17 protein-coding genes are annotated in these 22,369 nt (G+C 65.6%); 11 read left to right on the forward strand and 6 right to left on the reverse strand.

Going from position 1 to position 22,369, the window contains the following annotated elements:
- Positions 1 to 83: 83 nt before the first annotated feature.
- The 4 genes from ileS (at position 84) to dut (ending at position 5,206) form a co-directional block, all read left to right on the forward strand.
- Entirely contained in the window at positions 84 to 2,921 is a 2,838-nt protein-coding gene (gene ileS / locus HWX76_RS17430; protein WP_050017543.1) for an isoleucine--tRNA ligase, read from the forward strand.
- 3 nt (positions 2,922 to 2,924) lie between these two features.
- Positions 2,925 to 3,425: a signal peptidase II gene (lspA, locus tag HWX76_RS17435; protein ID WP_050017544.1), complete on the forward strand. Its 501-nt coding sequence runs from the start codon at positions 2,925 to 2,927 to the stop codon at positions 3,423 to 3,425.
- Positions 3,426 to 3,492: 67 nt separating this feature from the next.
- Positions 3,493 to 4,704 carry a bifunctional phosphopantothenoylcysteine decarboxylase/phosphopantothenate--cysteine ligase CoaBC gene (coaBC, locus tag HWX76_RS17440; RefSeq protein ID WP_050017545.1) on the forward strand — a complete coding sequence of 404 codons (1,212 nt, stop codon included), beginning with the start codon at positions 3,493 to 3,495 and terminating at the stop codon, positions 4,702 to 4,704.
- Between the two features lie 55 nt (positions 4,705 to 4,759).
- Entirely contained in the window at positions 4,760 to 5,206 is a 447-nt protein-coding gene (gene dut, locus HWX76_RS17445; protein ID WP_050017546.1) for a dUTP diphosphatase, read from the forward strand.
- Between the two features lie 106 nt (positions 5,207 to 5,312).
- Here dut and HWX76_RS17450 read toward each other — a convergent pair whose 3' ends face one another.
- The 3 genes from HWX76_RS17450 to clpS form a co-directional block, all read right to left on the reverse strand.
- A complete protein-coding gene (locus tag HWX76_RS17450; RefSeq protein ID WP_176016090.1) occupies positions 5,313 to 6,692 on the reverse strand; it encodes an amino acid permease in 1,380 nt (459 codons plus the stop codon).
- Positions 6,693 to 6,795: 103 nt separating this feature from the next.
- Positions 6,796 to 9,096 carry an ATP-dependent Clp protease ATP-binding subunit ClpA gene (clpA, locus tag HWX76_RS17455; RefSeq protein WP_050017548.1) on the reverse strand — a complete coding sequence of 767 codons (2,301 nt, stop codon included), beginning with the start codon at positions 9,094 to 9,096 and terminating at the stop codon, positions 6,796 to 6,798.
- Complete coding sequence (clpS, locus tag HWX76_RS17460; protein WP_006398529.1) at positions 9,093 to 9,407, reverse strand: ATP-dependent Clp protease adapter ClpS; 315 nt, start codon at positions 9,405 to 9,407, stop codon at positions 9,093 to 9,095. The genes clpA and clpS overlap by 4 nt, the downstream gene beginning before the upstream one ends.
- Positions 9,408 to 9,952: 545 nt before the next feature.
- Here clpS and HWX76_RS17465 point away from each other — a divergent pair.
- Positions 9,953 to 10,156: a cold-shock protein gene (locus HWX76_RS17465; protein ID WP_006488945.1), complete on the forward strand. Its 204-nt coding sequence runs from the start codon at positions 9,953 to 9,955 to the stop codon at positions 10,154 to 10,156.
- Between the two features lie 180 nt (positions 10,157 to 10,336).
- On the opposite strand, the gene HWX76_RS17470 is transcribed toward HWX76_RS17465, so the two are convergent.
- On the reverse strand, positions 10,337 to 11,953 hold the full coding sequence (locus HWX76_RS17470; protein WP_176016091.1) for a multicopper oxidase family protein: 1,617 nt from the start codon (positions 11,951 to 11,953) through the stop codon (positions 10,337 to 10,339).
- A gap of 591 nt (positions 11,954 to 12,544) precedes the next feature.
- On the opposite strand from HWX76_RS17470, the gene HWX76_RS17475 reads away from it, so the two are divergent.
- The gene (locus HWX76_RS17475) at positions 12,545 to 12,769 is read left to right on the forward strand and encodes a hypothetical protein (protein ID WP_006478028.1); all 225 of its coding nucleotides are present in this window, start codon (positions 12,545 to 12,547) and stop codon (positions 12,767 to 12,769) included.
- 123 nt (positions 12,770 to 12,892) lie between these two features.
- Here HWX76_RS17475 and HWX76_RS17480 read toward each other — a convergent pair whose 3' ends face one another.
- A complete protein-coding gene (locus HWX76_RS17480; RefSeq protein ID WP_176016092.1) occupies positions 12,893 to 15,121 on the reverse strand; it encodes an NADP-dependent isocitrate dehydrogenase in 2,229 nt (742 codons plus the stop codon).
- A 281-nt stretch (positions 15,122 to 15,402) separates the two neighbouring features.
- Positions 15,403 to 16,659 carry an NADP-dependent isocitrate dehydrogenase gene (gene icd / locus HWX76_RS17485; protein ID WP_039368210.1) on the reverse strand — a complete coding sequence of 419 codons (1,257 nt, stop codon included), beginning with the start codon at positions 16,657 to 16,659 and terminating at the stop codon, positions 15,403 to 15,405.
- A 276-nt stretch (positions 16,660 to 16,935) separates the two neighbouring features.
- On the opposite strand from icd, the gene HWX76_RS17490 reads away from it, so the two are divergent.
- The 5 genes from HWX76_RS17490 (at position 16,936) to HWX76_RS17510 (ending at position 22,211) form a co-directional block, all read left to right on the forward strand.
- The gene (locus HWX76_RS17490; protein WP_006490892.1) at positions 16,936 to 17,514 is read left to right on the forward strand and encodes a pseudouridine synthase; all 579 of its coding nucleotides are present in this window, start codon (positions 16,936 to 16,938) and stop codon (positions 17,512 to 17,514) included.
- Between the two features lie 281 nt (positions 17,515 to 17,795).
- Positions 17,796 to 18,011 carry a hypothetical protein gene (locus HWX76_RS17495; protein ID WP_011352970.1) on the forward strand — a complete coding sequence of 72 codons (216 nt, stop codon included), beginning with the start codon at positions 17,796 to 17,798 and terminating at the stop codon, positions 18,009 to 18,011.
- A 160-nt stretch (positions 18,012 to 18,171) separates the two neighbouring features.
- Entirely contained in the window at positions 18,172 to 18,672 is a 501-nt protein-coding gene (locus HWX76_RS17500; protein ID WP_006490889.1) for a DUF192 domain-containing protein, read from the forward strand.
- A 249-nt stretch (positions 18,673 to 18,921) separates the two neighbouring features.
- On the forward strand, positions 18,922 to 21,033 hold the full coding sequence (fusA, locus tag HWX76_RS17505; protein ID WP_023477042.1) for an elongation factor G: 2,112 nt from the start codon (positions 18,922 to 18,924) through the stop codon (positions 21,031 to 21,033).
- A 167-nt stretch (positions 21,034 to 21,200) separates the two neighbouring features.
- Complete coding sequence (locus HWX76_RS17510; RefSeq protein ID WP_176016093.1) at positions 21,201 to 22,211, forward strand: HoxN/HupN/NixA family nickel/cobalt transporter; 1,011 nt, start codon at positions 21,201 to 21,203, stop codon at positions 22,209 to 22,211.
- Positions 22,212 to 22,369 lie beyond the last annotated feature (158 nt).

A 22,369-nucleotide genomic window follows, 5' to 3' on the forward strand; every position in this document is an offset into this window, starting at 1 on the left:
GCGCCGCACCCTCGCGCCGCCCCGTCGCGCGCCTACCCGATTCACGACGCCGAGCGTCCCCCGATTTAGATAGCGATCCCATCATGAGCAACAAGAAAGCCGATTCGAAACCGCAGGCCAAGTATCCGGTCAACCTGCTCGACACGCCGTTCCCGATGCGCGGCGACCTGCCCAAGCGCGAGCCGCAGTGGGTCAAGGAGTGGGAGGAGCGCGGCATCTACGAGAAGATCCGCGCGGCCAGCCAGGGCCGGCCGAAGTTCATCCTGCACGACGGCCCGCCGTATGCGAACGGCGACATCCACCTCGGCCACGCGGTCAACAAGATCCTGAAGGACATCGTCGTCAAGTCGCGCAACATGGCCGGCTTCGACGCACCGTACGTGCCGGGCTGGGATTGCCACGGGATGCCGATCGAGATCCAGATCGAGAAGCAGTTCGGCAAGTCGCTGCCGGCGGCCGAGGTGATGAGCAAGGCGCGCGCGTACGCGACCGAGCAGATCGAGAAGCAGAAGGTCGGCTTCAAGCGCCTGGGCGTGCTCGGCGACTGGGCGAATCCGTACAAGACGATGAACTTCGTGAACGAGGCGGAAGAAATCCGCGCGCTCGGCAAGATCATCGAGAAGGGCTACGTGTACCGCGGGCTGAAGCCGGTCAACTGGTGCTTCGACTGCGGCTCGGCGCTCGCGGAAGCGGAAGTCGAGTACAAGGACCGCACCGACCCGACGATCGACGTGATGTTCGCGTTCGCGGAACCGGAAAAGACCGCGCACGCGTTCGGCCTGCCGGCGCTGCCGCGCGCCGACGGCGGCATCGTGATCTGGACCACCACGCCGTGGACGATTCCCGCCAACCAGGCGCTGAACCTCCATCCGGAAATCGTCTACGCGCTGGTCGACACCGAGCGCGGGCTGCTGATCATTGCGCAAGAGCGCGTCGAAGCCTGCATGGCCGACTTCAAGCTGACCGGCCGCGTCGTCGCGACCGCGCCCGGCGTGAAGCTCGCGAACCTGCGCTTCCACCACCCGCTCGCCTCGGCCCACCCCGGCTACCAGCGCACCGCGCCCGTCTATCTCGGCGACTACGTGACGACCGACACGGGTACCGGCGTCGTGCACTCGTCGCCCGCGTACGGTATCGAGGACTTCCAGTCGTGCAAGGCGCACGGGATGACCGATTCCGACTTCATCAACCCGGTGATGGGCGACGGCCGCTATATCGAATCGCTGCCGCTGTTCGGCGGCCTGTCGATCTGGGACGCGAACCCGAAGATCGTCGACGCGCTGAACGCGGCCGGCTCGCTGCTGCGCAGCGAGAAGTACACGCACAGCTACATGCACTGCTGGCGCCACAAGACGCCGATCATCTACCGCGCGACGTCGCAGTGGTTTGCCGGCATGGACGTGACGCCGCGCGACGGCGGCAAGACGCTGCGCGAGACGGCGCTCGAAGGCGTCGACGCGACCGCGTTCTACCCGTCGTGGGGCAAGCAGCGCCTGTTCAGCATGATCGCGAACCGTCCCGACTGGACGCTGTCGCGCCAGCGCCAGTGGGGCGTGCCGATGGCGTTCTTCGTGCACAAGGAAACCGGCGAGCTGCACCCGCGCACGCTCGAGCTGCTCGAGGAAGTCGCGAAGCGCGTCGAGCAGTCGGGCATCGAGGCGTGGCAATCGCTCGACCCGCGCGAGCTGATCGGCGACGACGCGAACCTGTACGAAAAGAACCGCGACACGCTCGACGTGTGGTTCGATTCGGGCACGACGCACTGGCACGTGCTGCGCGGCTCGCACAAGGATCAGCTGCAGTTCCCGGCCGACCTGTACCTCGAAGGCTCGGACCAGCATCGCGGCTGGTTCCACTCGTCGCTCCTGACGGCATCGATGATCGACGGTCACGCGCCGTACAAGGGCCTGCTCACGCACGGCTTCACGGTCGACGGCGAAGGCCGCAAGATGAGCAAGTCGCTCGGCAACGGCATCGACCCGCATGAAGTCGCGAACCGTCTCGGCGCGGAAATCATCCGCCTGTGGATCGCATCGACCGACTACTCGGGCGAACTCGCGATCTCCGAGGAAATCCTGAAGCGCGTAACGGAAGGCTATCGCCGCATCCGCAACACGCTGCGCTTCCTGCTCGCGAACCTGTCGGATTTCGATTTCGCGCAGCACGCGGTGCCGGCCGACGAATGGCTCGAGATCGACCGCTATGCGGTCGCGTTCTCGCAGCAACTGCAGACCGAACTGCTCGGCCACTACGAGAAGTACGAATTCCACCCGGTCGTCGCGAAGCTGCAGACGTACTGCTCGGAAGACCTCGGCGGCTTCTACCTCGACGTGCTGAAGGATCGCCTGTACACGAGCGCCGCCGATTCGCGCGCGCGCCGCTCCGCGCAAACCGCGCTGTATCACCTGACGCACGGCCTGCTGCGCGTGCTCGCGCCGTTCCTGTCGTTCACGGCGGAAGAAGCGTGGAAGGTGTTCCAGCCGGCGAGCGACACGATCTTCACGGAAACCTACTATGCGTATCCGGAAGTCGCCGGCTCGGCCGCGCTGATCGACAAGTGGGCGCTGCTGCGCGACGTGCGCGGCAACGTGACGAAGGCGCTCGAGGAAGCGCGCACCGCGAACCGCATCGGTTCGTCGCTGCAGGCCGAAGTGGCCGTGCATGCGAGCGGCGCGCGCTACGACGCGCTGACGAGCCTCGGCGACGATCTCAAGTTCGTGCTGATCACGTCGGCGGCGACCGTCGTGAAGGTCGACGACGAAGCGCAGGAAAGCGTCGACGTGGCCGCGTCGAAGTACCAGAAGTGCGAGCGCTGCTGGCACTACCGTGAAGATGTCGGCGCACACGCCGATCATCCGACGCTGTGCGGCCGCTGCTTCTCGAACCTGTTTGAAAACGGCGAAATCCGGAGCGCTGCTTAAATTATGGCGAAGACCCTGTCGAAACCGGCCAGCGGCGCGCTCGCGCCCTGGCTCGGCATTTCGCTGATCGTGATCCTGTTCGACCAGCTGTCGAAGATCGCGATCCTCAAGACATTCGCGTACGGCGCGCAGCATGCGCTGACGTCGTTCTTCAACCTCGTGCTGGTGTACAACCGCGGCGCTGCGTTCGGCTTCCTGTCGACCGCGAGCGGCTGGCAGCGCTGGGCGTTCACCGCGCTCGGCGTCGGCGCGACGCTCGTGATCTGCTTCCTGCTGAAGCGCCACGGCCACCAGCGGCTGTTCAGCGTGTCGCTCGCGCTGATCCTCGGCGGCGCGCTCGGCAACGTGATCGACCGGCTCGTCTACGGCCACGTGATCGACTTCCTCGATTTTCACGTCGGCGCGTGGCACTTCCCGGCGTTCAACCTCGCCGATTCCGCGATCACGGTCGGCGCGGTGCTGCTGATCTACGACGAGCTGCGGCGCGTGCGCGGCGCGCGCTGAGCGCGCATACTCCGTGTCGACGGCCGGCTTCGCGCCGGCCGTTCCGTTTGACCCCAGGAGGCCTGAGTTGGCACACGCAGAACTCGCAGGAAAACACCTCGTTCTCGGCCTGACGGGCGGCATCGCCTGCTACAAGATCGCCGAACTCACGCGGCTGCTCGTGAAGGCCGGCGCGACCGTGCAGGTCGCGATGACCGACGCCGCCACCCAGTTCATCACGCCCGTCACGATGCAGGCGCTGTCGGGCCGGCCCGTCTATACGAGCCAGTGGGACGCGCGCATCGACAACAACATGGCGCACATCGACCTGTCGCGCGAAGCCGACGCGATCGTGATCGCGCCCGCGTCGACGGATTTCCTCGCGAAGCTCGCGCACGGGTTCGCCGACGATCTGTTGTCGACGCTGTGCGTCGCGCGCGACTGTCCGCTGCTCGTCGTGCCCGCAATGAACCGCCAGATGTGGCAGAACCCGGCCACGCAACGCAACGCCGCGCAATTGCGCGCGGACGGCGTGTCGGTGCTCGGCCCGGATTCGGGCGCGCAGGCCTGCGGCGAAGTCGGCGACGGCCGCATGCTCGAACCCGAGGCGATCTATGAAGCGATCGTCGCGCACTTCGCGCCGAAGGTGCTCGCGCACCGCCGCGTGCTGATCACGGCCGGGCCCACATTCGAACCGCTCGACCCGGTGCGCGGCCTGACGAACCGCTCCAGCGGCAAGATGGGGTTCGCGCTCGCGCGCGCCGCGCAACAGGCCGGCGCCGACGTGCATCTCGTCGCCGGGCCGGTCGCGCTCGACACGCCGTGGGGCGTGACCCGCCAGGACGTGCAGACCGCGCAGCAGATGTATGACGCGGTGATGCATGCCGTGAACGATGCCGACATCTTCATCGCGGTGGCCGCAGTCGCCGACTGGCGCGTCGACCAGCCGGCCGAGCACAAGATGAAGAAGACGGCCGACCGCAAGATGCCGGCGCTCGCGTTCGTCGAGAACCCCGACATCCTCGCATCGGTCGCGGCGCTGCCCGATGCGCCGTTCTGCGTCGGCTTCGCGGCCGAAAGCGGCGACCTCGACGTGCATGGCGACGAGAAGCGCAAGCGCAAGAACGTGCCGCTGCTCGTCGGCAACCTCGGCCCGCTGACGTTCGGGCGCGACGACAACGAAGTCGTGTTGTTCGAAGCGGCCGGCCTCACGCGCCTGCCGCGCGCGCCCAAGGACGAACTCGCGCATACGCTCGTGGCCGAAATCGCGAAGCGCCTGCCGGACAACCGCCTGATCTGATCCCTTGCGTGGCGGCAGACGCCGCCGCGCCCTTCCCGACCGATTCGACGACCGCATGAAACTCGACCTGAAGATTCTCGACGCGCGCATGCGCGATTACCTGCCCGCCTACGCGACCCCCGGCAGCGCCGGCCTCGACCTGCGCGCATGCCTCGACGCGCCGGTCACGCTGCAGCCGGGCGAAACCACGCTGGTGCCGACCGGCCTCGCGATCCACCTCGCCGATCCCGGCTATGCGGCGCTGATCCTGCCGCGCTCGGGCCTCGGCCACAAGCACGGAATCGTGCTCGGCAACCTCGTCGGCCTGATCGACTCCGACTACCAGGGCCAGTTGATGGTGTCGACGTGGAACCGCGGCCAGACCGAATTCGTGCTGAACCCGTTCGAACGCCTCGCGCAGCTCGTGATCGTGCCGGTCGTGCAGGCGCAATTCAACATCGTCGACGAATTCACCGAGAGCGATCGCGGCGAAGGCGGGTTCGGCAGCACCGGCCGCCACTGAGCCACACAGCACGAAAAAAGGGGCCACGGCCCCTTTTTCTTTTTGCGCACCGCCACGTGCAGCCCGGTTGCGCGATTCGCGCAGGCGCGGGTTCGCGACGCCGCGGTCAGCGCGCGTGCTGGTGGCGGTAGTGCAACGCGTAGGCGAGCGTCAGCAGCACGACGAACACGACACCGACCACCATCGTCATCCGGAATTCGCGCGTGAAAGGGGTCGTCAGCAGGATCGCCGCGACGAGCCCCGCACCGGCCAGGCTGCCGAACGGGTGCCCCCACATCCGGAACGCGAGCGCGGGGCCGCGATACTGCGAACGGAACCGCAGGTGCGTGACGAAGATCATCAGCCACGTGAACAGCGCGCCGAACATCGCGATCGCCATCATCACGGTGAACGCGGTATCGGGCGCGAGCGCGACCAGCACGGCCGCCACCGCGACGCCGCTCGTCGAGATCCACAGCGCGGCGCGCGGCACGCCGTTCGCGCCGAGCCGGCCGAACACCGCCGGCGCGAGTTGCGCGCGCGACAGGCTGAACATCATCCGCGTCGTCACGTAGAGCTGGCTGTTCATCGCCGACAGCGCCGCGATCAGCAGCACGAAGTTGATCACGCCCGCCGCATACGGCACGTGCGTCGCGGCCATCACCTTCACGAACGGGCTTTCGTCGGTGCCGGCCTGCGTCCACGGCACGATCGCGAGCATCAGCGCGAGCGTCAGCAGGTAGAACAGCACGAGCCGGAACACCGTCGAGCGGAATGCGCGCGTGACCGCGTGCTGCGGATCGCGCGCCTCGCCGGCCGCGATCGCGACGGCCTCGATGCTCATGTAGCTGAAGATCGCGACGATCACGGCGACCCAGGTGCCCCACGGCCCCTTCGGCATGAAGCCGCCGTGCGCGGTGTAGTTCGCGAAACCGATGCCCGATGCGGGCGGCGCCGACCACACGAGAAACGCGCCGAGCACGATGAACACGACGATCGCCGCGATCTTCAGCAGCGAGAACGCGTATTCGACCGTCCCGTACAGCGTGACGCTCGCGAGGTTCACGGCGATCAGCAGCGCGGAAAATCCGATCACCCAGTACCAGCCGGGCACGGCCGGGAACCAGTACTTCATGAACACGGCGATCGCGCTGATCTCGGTACCGATCGCGAACACGACCGCGAACCAGTACGCATAGCGCACCAGGAAGCCCGCGAGCGGGCCGACGTAATGCTCGGCATAGGCGCCGAACGAGCCGGCCGTCGGATGCGCGACCGTCATTTCCGCAAGCGCGCCCATCAGCAGCAGCGCAATCAGCGCACCGATCGCATACGAAACCAGCACGCTCGGGCCCGCGAGCCCGATCGCGAATCCGCTGCCGAGGAACAGCCCCGTGCCGATCGCGCCACCGATCGCGATCATCGCCATCTGCCCCGACGTCAGCGCGTGGCGCAGCCCTTGTTCGCGCGCGACGATAGCGTCGAACGACCGTTGTTGTCGTGTCACTGCGTTACCACTCCCCTGCCCCACCATCGCGCCGCCGGCGCCGGATAAAACGAAACGGCGCGGAGAACTTCCCGCGCCGTTCGCATGAACAACGAATTATCGCTTACTCGACTTCGACCGTCTCTTCGTTCGGCTTGTGCGGCGGATTCGCCAGCTTGTCGAACGACAACTGCACCTTGTCGTTTTCGTCGACGTCGACCGTCACATGACCGCCGTTGAGAAGCTTGCCGAACAGCAGCTCGTCGGCCAGTGCACGCCGGATCGTGTCCTGGATCAGCCGCTGCATCGGCCGCGCGCCCATCAGCGGGTCGAAGCCGTGCTTCGCGAGATGCTTGCGCAACGCGTCGGTGAAGAGCGCGTCGACCTTCTTCTCGTGCAGCTGTTCCTCGAGCTGGATCAGGAACTTGTCGACCACGCGCATGATGATTTCCTCATCGAGCGAGCGGAAGCTGATGATCGCATCCAGCCGGTTGCGGAACTCCGGCGTGAACAGGCGCTTGATGTCGGTCATCTCGTCGCCGGTTTCGCGGCGCGTCGTGAAGCCGATCGTCGCCTTCTGCATCGACTCGGCGCCCGCGTTCGTCGTCATGATGATGATGACGTTGCGGAAATCCGCCTTGCGGCCGTTGTTGTCCGTCAGCGTGCCGTGGTCCATCACCTGCAGCAGCACGTTGAAGATGTCCGGATGCGCCTTCTCGATTTCGTCGAGCAGCAGCACGCAATGCGGCTTCTTCGTGACGGCTTCGGTCAGCAGGCCGCCCTGGTCGAACCCGACGTAGCCCGGCGGCGCGCCGATCAACCGGCTCACCGCGTGACGTTCCATGTATTCCGACATGTCGAAGCGGATCAGCTCGATGCCGAGCGTGAACGCCAGCTGGCGCGCCACTTCGGTCTTGCCGACGCCCGTCGGGCCGGAGAACAGGAACGCGCCGATCGGCTTGTCCATCTTGCCGAGGCCCGCGCGCGCCATCTTGATCGACGCCGCGAGCGCGTCGATCGCCGGATCCTGGCCGAACACGACGCTCTTCAGGTCGCGGTCGAGCGTCTGCAGCTTGCTGCGATCGTCCTGCGAAACGCTTTGCGCCGGCACGCGCGCGATCTTCGAGATGATTTCCTCGATCTCGCCCTTGCCGATCGTCTTCTTCTGCTTCGACTTCGGCAGGATGCGCTGCGCGGCGCCCGCCTCGTCGATCACGTCGATCGCCTTGTCCGGCAGGTGACGGTCGGTGATGAAGCGCGCCGACAGCTCGGCCGCGGCCGACAGCGCACCCGACGAATACTTGACGCCGTGGTGCTCCTCGAAGCGCGACTTCAGCCCGCGCAGGATCGCGACCGTCTGCTCGACGCTCGGCTCCGTCACGTCGACCTTCTGGAAGCGCCGCGACAGCGCCGCATCCTTCTCGAAGATGCCGCGATACTCGGTGAACGTGGTTGCGCCGATGCACTTGAGCGTGCCCGACGACAACGCCGGCTTCAGCAGGTTCGACGCATCGAGCGTGCCGCCCGACGCGGCGCCCGCGCCGATCAGCGTATGGATTTCGTCGATGAACAGGATCGCGTGCGGACGCTCCTTGAGCTCCTTCAGCACCGTCTTCAGACGCTGCTCGAAATCGCCGCGGTACTTGGTGCCCGCCAGCAGCGCGCCCATGTCGAGCGAGTACACCTGCGCGTTCGCGAGGATGTCCGGCACTTCGCCGCGCGTGATCCGATACGCGAGCCCTTCGGCGATCGCGGTCTTGCCGACACCGGCTTCGCCGACGAGCAGCGGATTGTTCTTGCGGCGGCGGCACAGCACCTGCACGACGCGCTCGACCTCGGGCTCGCGGCCGATCAGCGGATCGATGCGGCCGTCCTTCGCCATCTGGTTCAGGTTCTGCGTGAACTGCGCGAGCGGCGTTTCCTTCTGCGCGTTCGCGTCTTCGCTTTCCGCGTTCGCGTCGGTCGACTTCGCGGCTTCGCCGCTGTTCGTCTTCGCGATGCCGTGCGAAATGAAGTTCACCACGTCGAGGCGCGTGACGCCCTGCTGCTGCAGGTAGTACACGGCATGCGAATCCTTCTCGCCGAAGATCGCGACCAGCACGTTCGCGCCCGTCACTTCCTTCTTGCCGTTCGACGTCGACTGGACGTGCATGATCGCGCGCTGGATCACGCGCTGGAAACCGAGCGTCGGCTGGGTATCGACATCGTCGGTGCCCGGGACGGTAGGTGTGTTGTCGTGGATGAAATTGCGCAGGTTCTGACGCAGGTCCTCGATGTTTGCCGCGCACGCGCGCAACACCTCGGCCGCCGTCGGATTATCCAGCAGGGCCAGCAGCAGATGCTCGACCGTAATGAACTCATGGCGCGCCTGGCGTGCTTCCATGAACGCCATGTGCAGGCTGACTTCCAATTCCTGGGCAATCATGCTTCCTCCATCACGCACTGCAGCGGATGCCCTGCCTGCCGCGCATGGGTAACGACTTGCTCAACCTTGGTCGACGCGATGTCCCGCGTATAGACCCCACATACCCCTCGTCCTTCGCGATGGACCTTCAGCATGATCTGCGTGGCCGTCTCGCGATCCTTCTTGAAATACTCCTGGACCACCATCACGACGAACTCCATCGGGGTGAAGTCGTCGTTCAGCAGCACCACCTTGTACATCGAAGGCGGCTTCAGCTTCTGCTGCTTGCGTTCCAGGACGGTACTGTCCTGCTTGTCCGGGATAATCGCCATACACCCATTCTAAACAACTCGGACAGGCCCGCAATCCTGCCATTACCCGACCGACCGGCCGGCGCCCTCCCCGGTATCCCGGAACACGCGATCGCCTTCGCGCCATACGAAAGCCGGCTGCGGTGCCGGCTTTCACGCGTGGCGCGGAACACGAACCGTCAGGGGGAATCGCACCGGAACGTCGTGTCCGCATCCAGTATCCCACAAGCCGGGACGACTCGAACGCGTGTCACTCGAGCCTGGTATATGAGCCGATTATGCGGCTTTTCAAGCCCTCGCGCTTGGCCGCATGCAGCCAGGCAAAGCCGGAAAAACCCTGAAAATGGGTTCTTTACAACGACCCTCTAAACGTCTAAAAATTCCACTTGACACTCCAATAAAGAGCGCCAACAATCAAGCTGGCACTTTTTTCAATTCGCCGGTTGGCGAAACGAAAGGGGCCGAGGTGAGCTTGTGAGGGGGGAACGGCTGCATTTTCCGGTCGTTTAGCTTTTCGAGCGTGCTCGTGGTAAGTAGCAGCGACTGTGTGACAGGGGAAGTAGGAAATGGCAACTGGTATCGTTAAATGGTTCAACGACGCGAAGGGCTTCGGTTTCATCACTCCCGACGAGGGCGGTGAGGATCTGTTTGCGCACTTCTCGGCTATCACCATGAATGGCTTCAAGACGCTGAAGGAAGGCCAGAAGGTGAGCTTTGACGTCGTCCAAGGGCCGAAGGGCAAGCAAGCGTCGAACATCCAGGCCGTATAAGGCATCGGATATCTGACGAAGAAACCCGGCGCATTGCGCCGGGTTTCTTTTTTTGAGGCCGGCCCGTCGATAATCGATTGGCCGGCCTTTTCGTTCAATCCCGACCGTTGAACGCATATTGTCTCGTCGCGCATGCAGATCGGATAACGAATCCGCGCGTGAAACACATTCGCGGCTTAGTTACACGACCTTCAGCGTGCCCATCATGCCGAGATCCTCGTGTTCGAGAATATGGCAGTGAAACATGCGCTCGCCCGGCATGTCTTGCGTGACGAGAATCGACACGGTTTCGCCGCTGCGCACGTTCACCGTATCGCGCCATGCGCGGAACGGCTCGCTCGTGCGTGAACCACCCGACGCCCGCTCGATCACCTGGAACTGCGTGCCGTGCAAATGGAACGGGTGATCCATGTCCGTCGTATTGCGGATCTCCCAGCGCTCGACGTCGCCGCGGCGGCTCGTCAGCGTCGCGCGGTGCGGCGCGTAGGTGTCGCCGTTGATCGTGAAGCGCATGCCCGCCGGGCGGCCGTGCGCGCCGCCCTTCATCATCGCGTCCATGTCCATTTCCTCGCCGAACGCAACCGTCTTGTGCGCGGCCGGTTCGCCCAGCGGCCGCACCGCGCGCACCGCGCGCAGCGTGGCAGGCAGCGCGCGGGCCGCGGCGGGCGCGAACGCGACGTCGGCCAGCGCCAGCGCCGGGTCGGGCGGCAGGCTGCCGTGACCGTCGTCGTGCGACATCGCCATCTTGCGGCGGTCGTACTCGGCCGCCTGCAGCACCGCGCGCGACGCACGGTCGCCGGCGCGGACCAGCAGCTCCGCGCGCTCGCCCGGCGCAATCAGCAGCGACGTCACGCGCCGCGGCGCATCGAACAATCCGCCGTCGGTGCCCACGTGCTCGAACGCGCGGCCGTCGTCGAACGCGATGCGCAGGTAGCGTGCGCTGCACGCGTTCCAGACCCGCCAGCGTTCGTCGCCCGCGACATCGATGCGCGGCCGGCGCGCGCCATTGACCAGCACGAACTGGCCTTCACGGCCGTTCATCCAGTCCATCATGTCGTTCGGCGCAATCGTGCCGTCGCGTGCAAGCTTCAGGTCCGACACGAACAGGTGGCGCTCGGGCCAGCCGGCGAGCGGATCGTCCGCGGCGCGCACGACGAACGGGCCGGCCAGCCCGCGGAACACCTGCTCGGCGGTCATCATGTGCGGATGCGGGTGGTACCAGTAGGTGCCGGCGCTGCCCTTCGGCAGCGTGAAGCGATACACGCGCGACGCGCCGGGCGCGACGGGATCGGACGGGTTGCCGTCCTGGTCGGGCGGCACCGGCAGGCCGTGCCAGTGGATCGTCGACGGCTGCGGCAGCTTGTTGACGAACCTGATCTCGACCGTATCGCCCTCGCGCACGTCGATCAGCGGGCCGACAACGGGCCCTTGCGTGCCCGCGCCGAACTGCCAGAACGCGGTCGGCCGCGCGCCGCGCAGCAGCGGTCGCGCCACCGGTTGAGCAACCAGCGTGGCCCGGAACGTGCCGGGCTCGCGGCTTTCGTTGGCGAGCGTGCGCAACGTCGCGAGCGGCGCGCCGGCCGGCAGCGCGTCGGCGGCCGCGAGCGCGTCCGGTGCGAGCTTGCCGTGCTGCGCGTGCGCCGACATCCCTGACATACCCGTCATGCCCGGCATGTCGTCCATCGAATCCATGCCGGCCATGCCCGCGTGACCGGCATGCTGCGCCCATGCGGTGCGCGCGAACAGCGATGCGGCCGCGACACCGATGGTGCGCGACAGGAAGGTTCTCCGTCTCATCAATCGATCCTCGTCGTTCATACAGCGCCGCGCGGCAGCCGCGGCGGTCACGTCATCATAACCGCAGGGCCGGATCGAAAAGCGCTGCCGCCGGGCGGGCGGCGATACGCCGCAGCAAGCATCGCTACCGCGCCGGATGCGGCGCGACGATCAGCATCGCCAAACGACGCTTCGGCAGCCATCGCTGCTCATCTGCCGTCCCTTTGCGCGTTGCGCCCGCCCCCACGTTCCCCCCATCCGCTGCATCGACGATCCGTCAACCCGTCAATTTTTCACGATGCGGAACAAGTCCCTGCGTTATAAAAATTCGTGGTGCAGGGCACAAATTTCCCGTTTCGCGATGCCGAAAAACGTTCCGCCATACAAAACGATGTCAATAATTATTTGTTTTTAAAAGAGAATTTTTGTTTCGAGAAGCCGTTCTACATGCACCATCCGGGCGAGTCGCGGACGTAGACTTTGTTCCATGCACTGACGCTTCGCCACGACGTTCGACACGGAACCCGGCGCAAAGCAGTCAGTCGGGCCACGGCCGGTCGATCCGGCAGGCGGCACAACAGAATCGCTTGTGATCAGAAAGGGAGAACGGAAATGAAGGGATTTCGCTTTGGTTCAGCGCTCGGGTCGTTCTACATCCTGCCGGCAAACGGCGGCTGGGAAGCGACGTTCGGCAACGCTTCGCTCGGTGCGTTCTCGTGCCCCGAAGTCGCAGCCGACCGCATCTCCCGCGGCGACTGCGCGCAGCCGTCCGAACTGGACACGGCCACGCTCGAAGTGCCGGACGAAATCGCCGAATGGGAAATCGTTCACGTCTGAATGGCACGCCTGCAACGAAAAACGCCCCGGGCGACCGGGGCGTTTTTATTGGGTGTCGGGCGGCGAACGGCTCACCGCGCCGCGTCGACACACACATCGGCTCGCGCGAGTGCGCGCCCGGGGTCAGGCGACCGCGTCGACGATGCCGTTCAGCGTCGCGCTCGGGCGCATGGCCTGGCTCGTCAGGTCGACGTTCGGACGGTAGTAGCCGCCGATCGCCTGCGGCTTGCCTTGCGCGGCCGCCAGTTCCTCCAGGATGCGCGCTTCGCTGTCGGACAGCGCCTTCGCCACGCCCTCGAACTGTGCCTTCAGCGCGGCGTCCTCGGTCTGCTCGGCCAGCGCCTGCGCCCAGTACAGGCACAGGTAGAAGTGGCTGCCGCGGTTGTCGAGGCCGCCGACCTTGCGCGCCGGCGACTTGTTCTCGTCCAGGAACTTGCCGGTCGCCTGGTCGAGCGTCTTCGCGAGCACGAGCGCCTTCGGGTTCTGGTACGCGTTGCCGAGGTGCTCGAGCGACGCGGCCAGTGCGAGGAATTCGCCGAGCGAATCCCAGCGCAGGAAGCCTTCCTCGACGAACTGCTGCACGTGCTTCGGCGCGGAGCCGCCCGCACCCGTTTCGAACATCCCGCCGCCGGCCATCAGCGGCACGATCGACAGCATCTTCGCGCTGGTGCCGAGCTCCATGATCGGGAACAGGTCGGTCAGGTAGTCGCGCAGCACGTTGCCGGTGACCGAGATCGTGTCCTTGCCCGCGCGGATGCGCTCGAGCGAGAAGCGGGTCGCGTCTTCCGGCGTCATGATGCGGATGTCGAGGCCGTTCGTGTCGTGATCCTTCAGGTAGCGTTCGACCTTCGCGATGATCTGCGCATCGTGCGCGCGCGCCGGATCGAGCCAGAACACGGCCGGGGCGCCGGTCGCGCGGGCACGGTTGACCGCGAGCTTGACCCAGTCCTGCACCGGCGCGTCCTTCGTCTGGCACATGCGCCAGATGTCGCCCGCCTCGACCGCGTGCTCGAGCAGCACGTTGCCGGCTTCGTCGGTGACGCGCACGACGCCGTCCGCCGGGATCTGGAACGTCTTGTCGTGCGAACCGTATTCCTCGGCCGCCTGCGCCATCAGGCCGACGTTCGGCACGCTGCCCATCGTGACCGGATCGAACGCGCCGTGCTGCTTGCAGTCCTCGATCACGGCCTGGTAGACGCCCGCGTAGCAGCGGTCCGGAATCACGGCCTTCGCGTCGTACAGTTGGCCGTCCGGGCCCCACATGCCGCCCGAATCGCGGATCATCGCCGGCATCGATGCGTCGACGATCACGTCGCTCGGCACGTGCAGGTTCGTGATGCCCTTGTCCGAGTTGACCATCGCGAGGCGCGGGCGCACCGCGTACTCGGCCTTGACGTCGGCTTCGATCGCTTCGCGCGTGTCGGCCGGCAGGTCCTTCAGGCGCGCGTACAGGTCGCCGATCCCGTTGTTCGGGTTGAAGCCGACCTTCGCCAGCACGTCCGCGTGCTTCGCGAGCGCGTCGCGGTAGAACACCGACACGAAGTGACCGAACAGGATCGGGTCCGAGACCTTCATCATGGTCGCCTTCAGGTGCACCGAGAACAGCACGTCCTGCGCCTTCGCGTCGGCGATCTGCGCTTCGATGAAGCGGCGCAGCGCGTTGCGGCTCATCACCGACGCGTCGATCACTTCACCGGCCTTCACGGCCGTCTTTTCCTTCAGCACCTTCTTCGCGCCGTCGGTCGTCGTCAGTTCGATCTTCACGCTGCCGGCATCGGCGATCAGCGCCGACTTCTCGCTGCCGTAGAAATCGCCTTCGCTCATGTGCGCGACGTGGGCCTTCGACGTGGCCTTCCACGCGCCCATCTTGTGCGGATGCTTGCGTGCGTAGTTCTTGACCGACAGCGGCGCGCGGCGGTCGGAGTTGCCTTCGCGCAGCACCGGGTTCACCGCGCTGCCCTTGATCTTGTCGTAGCGCGCCTTGACGGCCTTCTCTTCGTCCGTCGACGGATCTTCCGGATAGGCCGGCAGCGCGTAGCCCTGCGCCTGCAGTTCGGCGATCGCGGCCTTCAACTGCGGCACCGATGCGCTGATGTTCGGCAGCTTGATGATGTTCGCTTCCGGCTTCAGCGTGAGCTGGCCCAGTTCGGCCAGATCGTCGGAACCCTTCTGCTCCGACGGCAGGACGTCTGCGAATGCCGCGATGATGCGGCCGGCGAGCGAGATGTCGCGCGTTTCGACGGCGACGCCCGACGAACGCGTGAAGGCCTTGACGATCGGCAGCAGCGAATAGGTCGCGAGCGCCGGCGCTTCGTCGGTGAGGGTGTAGATGATCTTGGGCGAAGTGGACATGGTGGTCAAAGCATTGCTACGTGATGATGGGACTGAGGAGCGCCGGCGGTAACCGGCGGGAAGCGACCGGGTCGATCGCGAAAGGGGCGCGCCGGCTCAGCCGGGCGGTGGTGTTGCGAGGGCCGTCATGTTCTACCTTGCAGGGCATGCGGCCGCCTCGCGGCGCCGCGGCCCGCATGCCGGGCCACCCTGCCAACAAACCTGCCATCCACGAAACGCTCCGGCGCCGGCAGTCAGCGCCGGGGCGGCCGGCAACCTGCCGGCCCACCCCGGAAGGGGTCTTACATGTTCTCGATCAGCACTTCGCCGAAGCCGGAGCACGACACCTGCGTCGCGCCTTCCATCAGGCGCGCGAAGTCGTACGTGACGCGCTTCTGCAGGATCGACTTCTCCATCGCGGCGATGATCGTGTCGGCTGCTTCCGTCCAGCCGAGGTGGCGCAGCATCATTTCCGCCGACAGGATCTCGGAACCCGGGTTCACGTAATCCTTGCCTGCGTACTTCGGCGCCGTGCCGTGCGTCGCCTCGAACATCGCGACCGAATCCGACAGGTTCGCGCCCGGCGCGATCCCGATGCCGCCGACCTGCGCGGCCAGCGCGTCGGAGATGTAGTCGCCGTTCAGGTTCAGCGTCGCGATCACGTCGTATTCGGCCGGGCGCAGCAGGATCTGCTGCAGGAACGCGTCGGCGATCGAATCCTTGATCACGATCTCGTTGCCCGTCTTCGGGTTCTTCACGCGCATCCACGGGCCGCCGTCGATCAGCTCGCCGCCGAATTCCTTCTGCGCGAGCGCGTAGCCGGCGTCACGGAACAGGCCTTCCGTGAACTTCATGATGTTGCCCTTGTGCACCAGCGTGACCGACTTGCGATCGTTGTCGATCGCATACTGGATCGCCTTGCGCACGAGACGCTCGGTGCCTTCGGTCGACACGGGCTTGACGCCGATCCCGGACGTTTCCGGGAAGCGGATCTTCTTCACGCCCATCTCGTCCTGCAGGAACTTGATCACCTTCTTCGCCTGCTCGGAGCCCGCGGCCCATTCGATGCCCGCGTAGATGTCTTCCGAATTCTCGCGGAAGATCACCATGTCGATCTTCTGCGGTTCGCGCACCGGCGACGGCACGCCCTTGAAGTACTGGACCGGGCGCAGGCACACGTACAGGTCGAGCTCCTGGCGCAGCGCGACGTTCAGCGAACGGATGCCGCCGCCGACCGGGGTCGTGAGCGGCCCCTTGATCGACACCACGTATTCCTTCAGCACCTGCAGCGTTTCGTCCGGCAGCCACACGTCCGGACCGTACACCTTGGTCGCCTTCTCGCCCGCGAAGATCTCCATCCAGTGGATCTTGCGCTGGCCCTTGTACGCATGCGCGACCGCCGCGTCGACGACCTTGATCATGACCGGCGTGATATCGAAGCCCGTACCGTCGCCTTCGATATAGGGAATGATCGGCTGATCGGAAACGTTGAGCGAGAAGTCCTTGTTGACGGTGATCTTGTCACCGCCCTCCGGAACCTTGATGTGCTGATACGGCATGATCGACTCCAGTGACGTGGCTGAGCAGGTGATGCTGGTCGAAGCTGCGCGCGCGGCGGGGCGAGGCATGGCCACCCCGTGACGACAACAGCGAGCCGCTATTCTAGCGCCCCAACCGGGCACTTCGGCGCGAACCGCGGCACTGCGCATCAAGACCTCACTTATGTCTTATATAAGACAGAGGACTTGCCGTTCCGTATTATGCATTAAGATTCCGCCATTTGCCATAGACCGCCCGCCCCCGCTCCCCGCGGGGCGCCGGGCGGGCGCCCCGCCATGAACCTGATCGCCCTCAACAAGCCGTTCGGCACGATTTGCCAGTTTTCCGCGCACGAGACGCGACCGTCGCTCGGCGACTGGGTAAAAACGCCCGGCGTGTATGCGGCCGGCCGGCTCGACGCGGACAGCGAGGGGCTGCTGCTGCTCACCGACGACGGCGCGCTGCAGGCCCGCATCGCGGAGCCGCGCCACAAGCTGGTGAAGCGCTACTGGGCGCAGGTCGACGGCGCGCCGGGGCCGGCCGACCTGAAGGCGCTCGCACGCGGCGTCGACCTCGGCGACTACGTGACGCGCCCGTGCCGCGCCGAATTCATCGAGCCGCCCGACACGCTGTGGCCGCGCAATCCGCCGATCCGCTACCGCGCCGCGATCCCGACCACGTGGATCGAGCTGGCGATCACCGAGGGCAAGAACCGGCAGGTACGCCGGATGACGGCGGCCGTCGGCTTCCCGACGTTGCGTCTGGTGCGCGTCGGCATCGGCGCGCTCGATATATTCGCGCTCGGCATTGCGCCGGGCGAAACAATCGCGCTGCCGCCGCGCGCGCCGTGGGACGGTTTCGCGCCGGCCGGATGACGAATCCGGGACGCGCGAATTTTTCGTCATCTTTTTCGTCAACCACCCGCGCAGATCGCGCGTTAAATCACGCAGATGCCAACCTTAGCTATCCGGCATTGGCAGCCGAACCCGTGTTTGCGTCACGAAAGCGACGTTTTATTCGAATACGATTCGGCGCCCGCAGCGCAAAGAGAAATTTCTCGAAGCGTCTGTCAACCGAAAGGTGGATGGCACCGTTAGACGACATGACTCCTATTGCCGGGTCATTTGGTTAATTAACTAAAGCTGAGGAACACAACATGAACAAACTGATCGCCGCTCTGGTCGCTGGCCTCTTCGCAACGGCTGCTTTCGCACAAGCTTCGGCTCCGGAAGCTGCTCCGGCAGCAGCAGAAGCTGCTTCGGCACCGGCTAAGCACGCTGCCAAGAAGCACCACGCTGCCAAGAAGCACCACAAGGCATCGAAGAAGGCTGCAGCAAGCGACGCAGCAGCACCGGCAGCTGCTTCGAACTAAGTAAGCAAGCTGTAATAACGCAGTCAAGAACACGCAGTCCTGCCGTTCTTACGGCGTTGAAAGGCAGATCACCGCAAGGCGATCTGCCTTTTTCTTTTTTGTGCCCGCCGGCGCGCATCGCGTACCATGCGGGTCTCGTTTTCCAGACAGGAGCCATGCTGTGCACTTCTCCCTGCGCCCGTCGCTCGGCCGCCTTGCGCGTGCCGCCGTGTTTCCCGCCGCGCTCGCCGTCCTCGCGCTCGGCATGCAGGCCGCCGGCGCGCAAGTGCCGCCCGGCGCCAAGCAGCCGAGCGAGTTCCCGCGCGTGAAGCTGCGCGCCGGCATGTACGTGATCGACGCGGCCGTCGCCGCGAACGACGCCGACCGCGAACAGGGGCTGATGTACCGTTCGCAGCTCGCGCCGAACGAAGGCATGCTGTTCGTCTTCAACGAGAACGCCGTGCACTGCTTCTGGATGAAGAACACGCTGATTCCGCTGTCGATCGCGTTCATCCGCGCCGACGGCACGATCACCGACATCGACGAGATGCGCGCGGAAACCACCGACAACCACTGCCCGCGCAACAACGGCGTCTATGCGCTGGAAATGAGCAAGGGCTGGTTCGCCGCGAAAGGCATCAAGCCCGGCATGAAGCTCGACGGCCTGCCGAGGGCCCAGTAACCGCAGCGGCCCGCGCGGCGGCCTTGCATCGCGCACCGCGCACCGACCGAAAAGCCGGCCGCCCCTTGTTTGTTATCGGGCGCCGGCCTTTTTTTTCGCCCGCCGGCGGCGCCCGCCTTGATTCGGCACCCGCTGCCCGCATCTGCAAAAGCCACGGACAAGCGCTATCCTTTAAATCTCGCTAGTTCCAGCCCGGGCCGGCACCCAATCAGCCGGCCCGCTTACGATCCGAACCACCAGGAGGTTCACGTGCCCCGCAAAACCCCCATCGAGCGCTATAGAAATATCGGGATCAGCGCTCACATCGATGCCGGCAAGACCACGACGACCGAGCGCATCCTGTTTTACACCGGCGTGAGCCACAAGATCGGTGAAGTGCACGACGGCGCGGCCACGATGGACTGGATGGAGCAGGAGCAGGAACGCGGCATCACGATCACGTCGGCCGCGACCACGGCCTTCTGGAAGGGCATGGCCGGCAACTATCCGGAACACCGGATCAACATCATCGATACGCCCGGGCACGTCGACTTCACGATCGAAGTCGAGCGCTCGATGCGCGTGCTCGACGGCGCGTGCATGGTCTACGACTCGGTCGGCGGCGTGCAGCCGCAATCCGAGACCGTGTGGCGCCAGGCGAACAAGTACAAGGTGCCGCGCATCGCGTTCGTCAACAAGATGGACCGGATCGGCGCCGACTTCTTCCGCGTGCAGAAGCAGATCGGCGAGCGCCTGAAAGGCGTCGCCGTGCCGATCCAGATTCCGATCGGCGCAGAAGACCATTTCCAGGGCGTCGTCGATCTCGTGAAGATGAAGGCGATCGTGTGGGACGACGAAAGCCAGGGCGTGAAGTTCACGTACGAGGACATCCCCGCGAACCTCGTCGAGCTCGCGCACGAGTGGCGCGAGAAGATGGTCGAGGCCGCGGCCGAAGCGAGCGAGGAACTGCTCGAGAAGTATCTGCACGACCATGAATCGCTGACCGAGGACGAGATCAAGGCCGCGCTGCGCCAGCGCACGATCGCGAACGAGATCGTGCCGATGCTGTGCGGCAGCGCGTTCAAGAACAAGGGCGTGCAGGCGATGCTCGACGCGGTGATCGACTACCTGCCGTCGCCGGTCGACGTGCCCGCGATCCTCGGTCACGATTTCGCCGATCCGGAAAAGCCGGCGGAACGTCATCCGAGCGACGACGAGCCGTTCTCGTCGCTCGCGTTCAAGATCATGACCGACCCGTTCGTCGGCCAGCTGATCTTCTTCCGCGTGTATTCGGGCGTCGTCGAGTCTGGCGACACGGTGCTCAACGCGACGAAGGACAAGAAGGAACGGCTCGGCCGGATCCTGCAGATGCACGCGAACGAGCGCAAGGAAATCAAGGAAGTGCGCGCGGGCGACATCGCGGCGGCCGTCGGCCTGAAGGAAGCGACCACCGGCGACACGCTGTGCGATCCGGCCAAGCCGATCATCCTGGAAAAGATGGAATTCCCGGAGCCGGTGATCTCGCAGGCCGTCGAGCCGAAAACGAAGGCCGACCAGGAAAAGATGGGCCTCGCGCTGAACCGTCTCGCGCAGGAGGATCCGTCGTTCCGCGTGCAGACCGACGAAGAGTCCGGCCAGACCATCATTTCGGGGATGGGCGAGCTCCACCTCGAAATCCTGGTCGACCGGATGAAGCGCGAGTTCGGCGTCGAGGCGACGGTCGGCAAGCCGCAGGTCGCGTATCGCGAAACGGTGCGCACGACGGCGGCCGACGTCGAAGGCAAGTTCGTCAAGCAGTCGGGCGGGCGCGGCCAGTACGGCCATGCGGTGATCACGCTGGAGCCGAACCCCGGCAAGGGCTATGAGTTCCTCGACGAGATCAAGGGCGGCGTGATTCCGCGCGAGTTCATCCCGGCCGTCGACAAGGGCATCACCGAGACGCTGAAGAGCGGCGTGCTCGCGGGCTACCCGGTCGTCGACGTGAAGGTGCATCTGACGTTCGGTTCGTACCACGACGTCGACTCGAACGAAAACGCGTTCCGGATGGCCGGCTCGATGGCGTTCAAGGAAGCGATGCGCAAGGCGAAGCCGGTGCTGCTCGAGCCGATGATGGCCGTCGAGGTCGAGACGCCCGAGGACTTCATGGGCAACGTGATGGGCGACCTGTCGAGCCGGCGCGGCATCGTGCAGGGGATGGAGGACATCGCGGGCGGCGGCGGCAAGCTGGTGCGCGCCGAGGTGCCGCTCGCGGAAATGTTCGGCTATTCGACGTCGCTGCGTTCGGCCACGCAGGGCCGCGCGACATACACGATGGAGTTCAAGCATTACGCGGAAACGCCGGCGAACGTGTCGGAAGCCGTGATCAACGCGAAAGTGAAGTAAGCGCCGCTCGCTCGCGCTTCGGCGCATGCGCACAAGGCCCGTCCGGTTCATTCCGGACGGGCTTTTTTTCGTCCGGCGCACATCGCGTTCGCGGCTTGTCGATCGGCGTGCCGCGCTTTTTTTCGCGTGCCACAATGGATGGCGTTTCGTCAGATGGAACCCGCCCGATGCCGCCCACCCCTGCCCTGCGCCGCCTGCTGACCCTCTATGCCGGCCTGATCGCCGCGAACGTCGCCGTCTGGCTGTGGGCGCTCGCGGTGCTGCACGACCATCCGCTGCTGCTCGGCACCGCGGCGATCGCATACGGGCTCGGGCTGCGTCATGCGGTCGACGCGGATCACATCGCCGCGATCGACGTCGCGACGCGCAAGCTGATGCAGGACGGCCAGCGTCCGGTGAGCGTCGGCCTGTTCTTTTCGCTCGGTCATTCGACGATCGTGATCGCGGCGACGCTCGGTATCGCGCTGACAGCGTTCGCGCTGCGCGACCGGTTCGATGCATTCCGCGAGATCGGCGGCACGATCGGCACGGCGGTATCGGCTACCTTCCTGCTGGTGCTCGCGTGCGTGAACCTGATGATCCTGCGCGACGTGTGGCGACGCTATCGCGGCGCGTCCGGGCACACGCACGACGGCGCGCACGAGCATCGTCCCGCCGGACTCGTATCGCGGTTGCTGCGCCCGCTGTTCCGGTTCGTGTCGAAGAGCTGGCACATGTATCCGGTCGGCGTGCTGTTCGGGCTCGGTTTCGATACTGCAACCGAAATCGGCCTGCTCGCGATCGCCGCCGCGCAGGCGAGCCAGGGGCTGCCGGTCTATACGGTCATGCTGTTTCCCGCGCTTTTCACCGCCGGCATGACGCTGATCGACTCGACCGACAACGTGCTGATGATTCAGGCATACGGCTGGGCAATGGACGATCCGCAGCGCAAGCTGCTCTACAACGCGAGCATCACGTTCGTCTCGGCGGCCGTCGCGCTGGCGATCGGCGGGATCGAGGCAGCCGGCCTGCTGGCCGACAAGCTGTCGCTGACGGGCCCCGTGCGCGACACGCTCGACGCGCTCGGCGAACGCTTCGGCTCGATCGGCTACGGCATCGTCGCGCTGTTCCTCGTCTGCTGGATCGCGTCGATCCTGTTCCACCGCTGGCAACGCGCGGCCGACGCGCCGGCGCGCTGAACGACTCCTCCGACGTTTCATTCCGGAAACAAAACGCTCCCCTACGACGTTGCATGCGCGGTCACGCGACTGCGCCCGCCTTTACCGACGGGCCCGAGCGGCCGATGGCACGAATCTCGCAGAGTGAGATTCGCACGGCGGGCCCGCGTGCCGATCCG

Source organism: Burkholderia sp. BCC0398, assembly GCF_902833245.1.
Lineage (GTDB): Bacteria > Pseudomonadota > Gammaproteobacteria > Burkholderiales > Burkholderiaceae > Burkholderia > Burkholderia sola.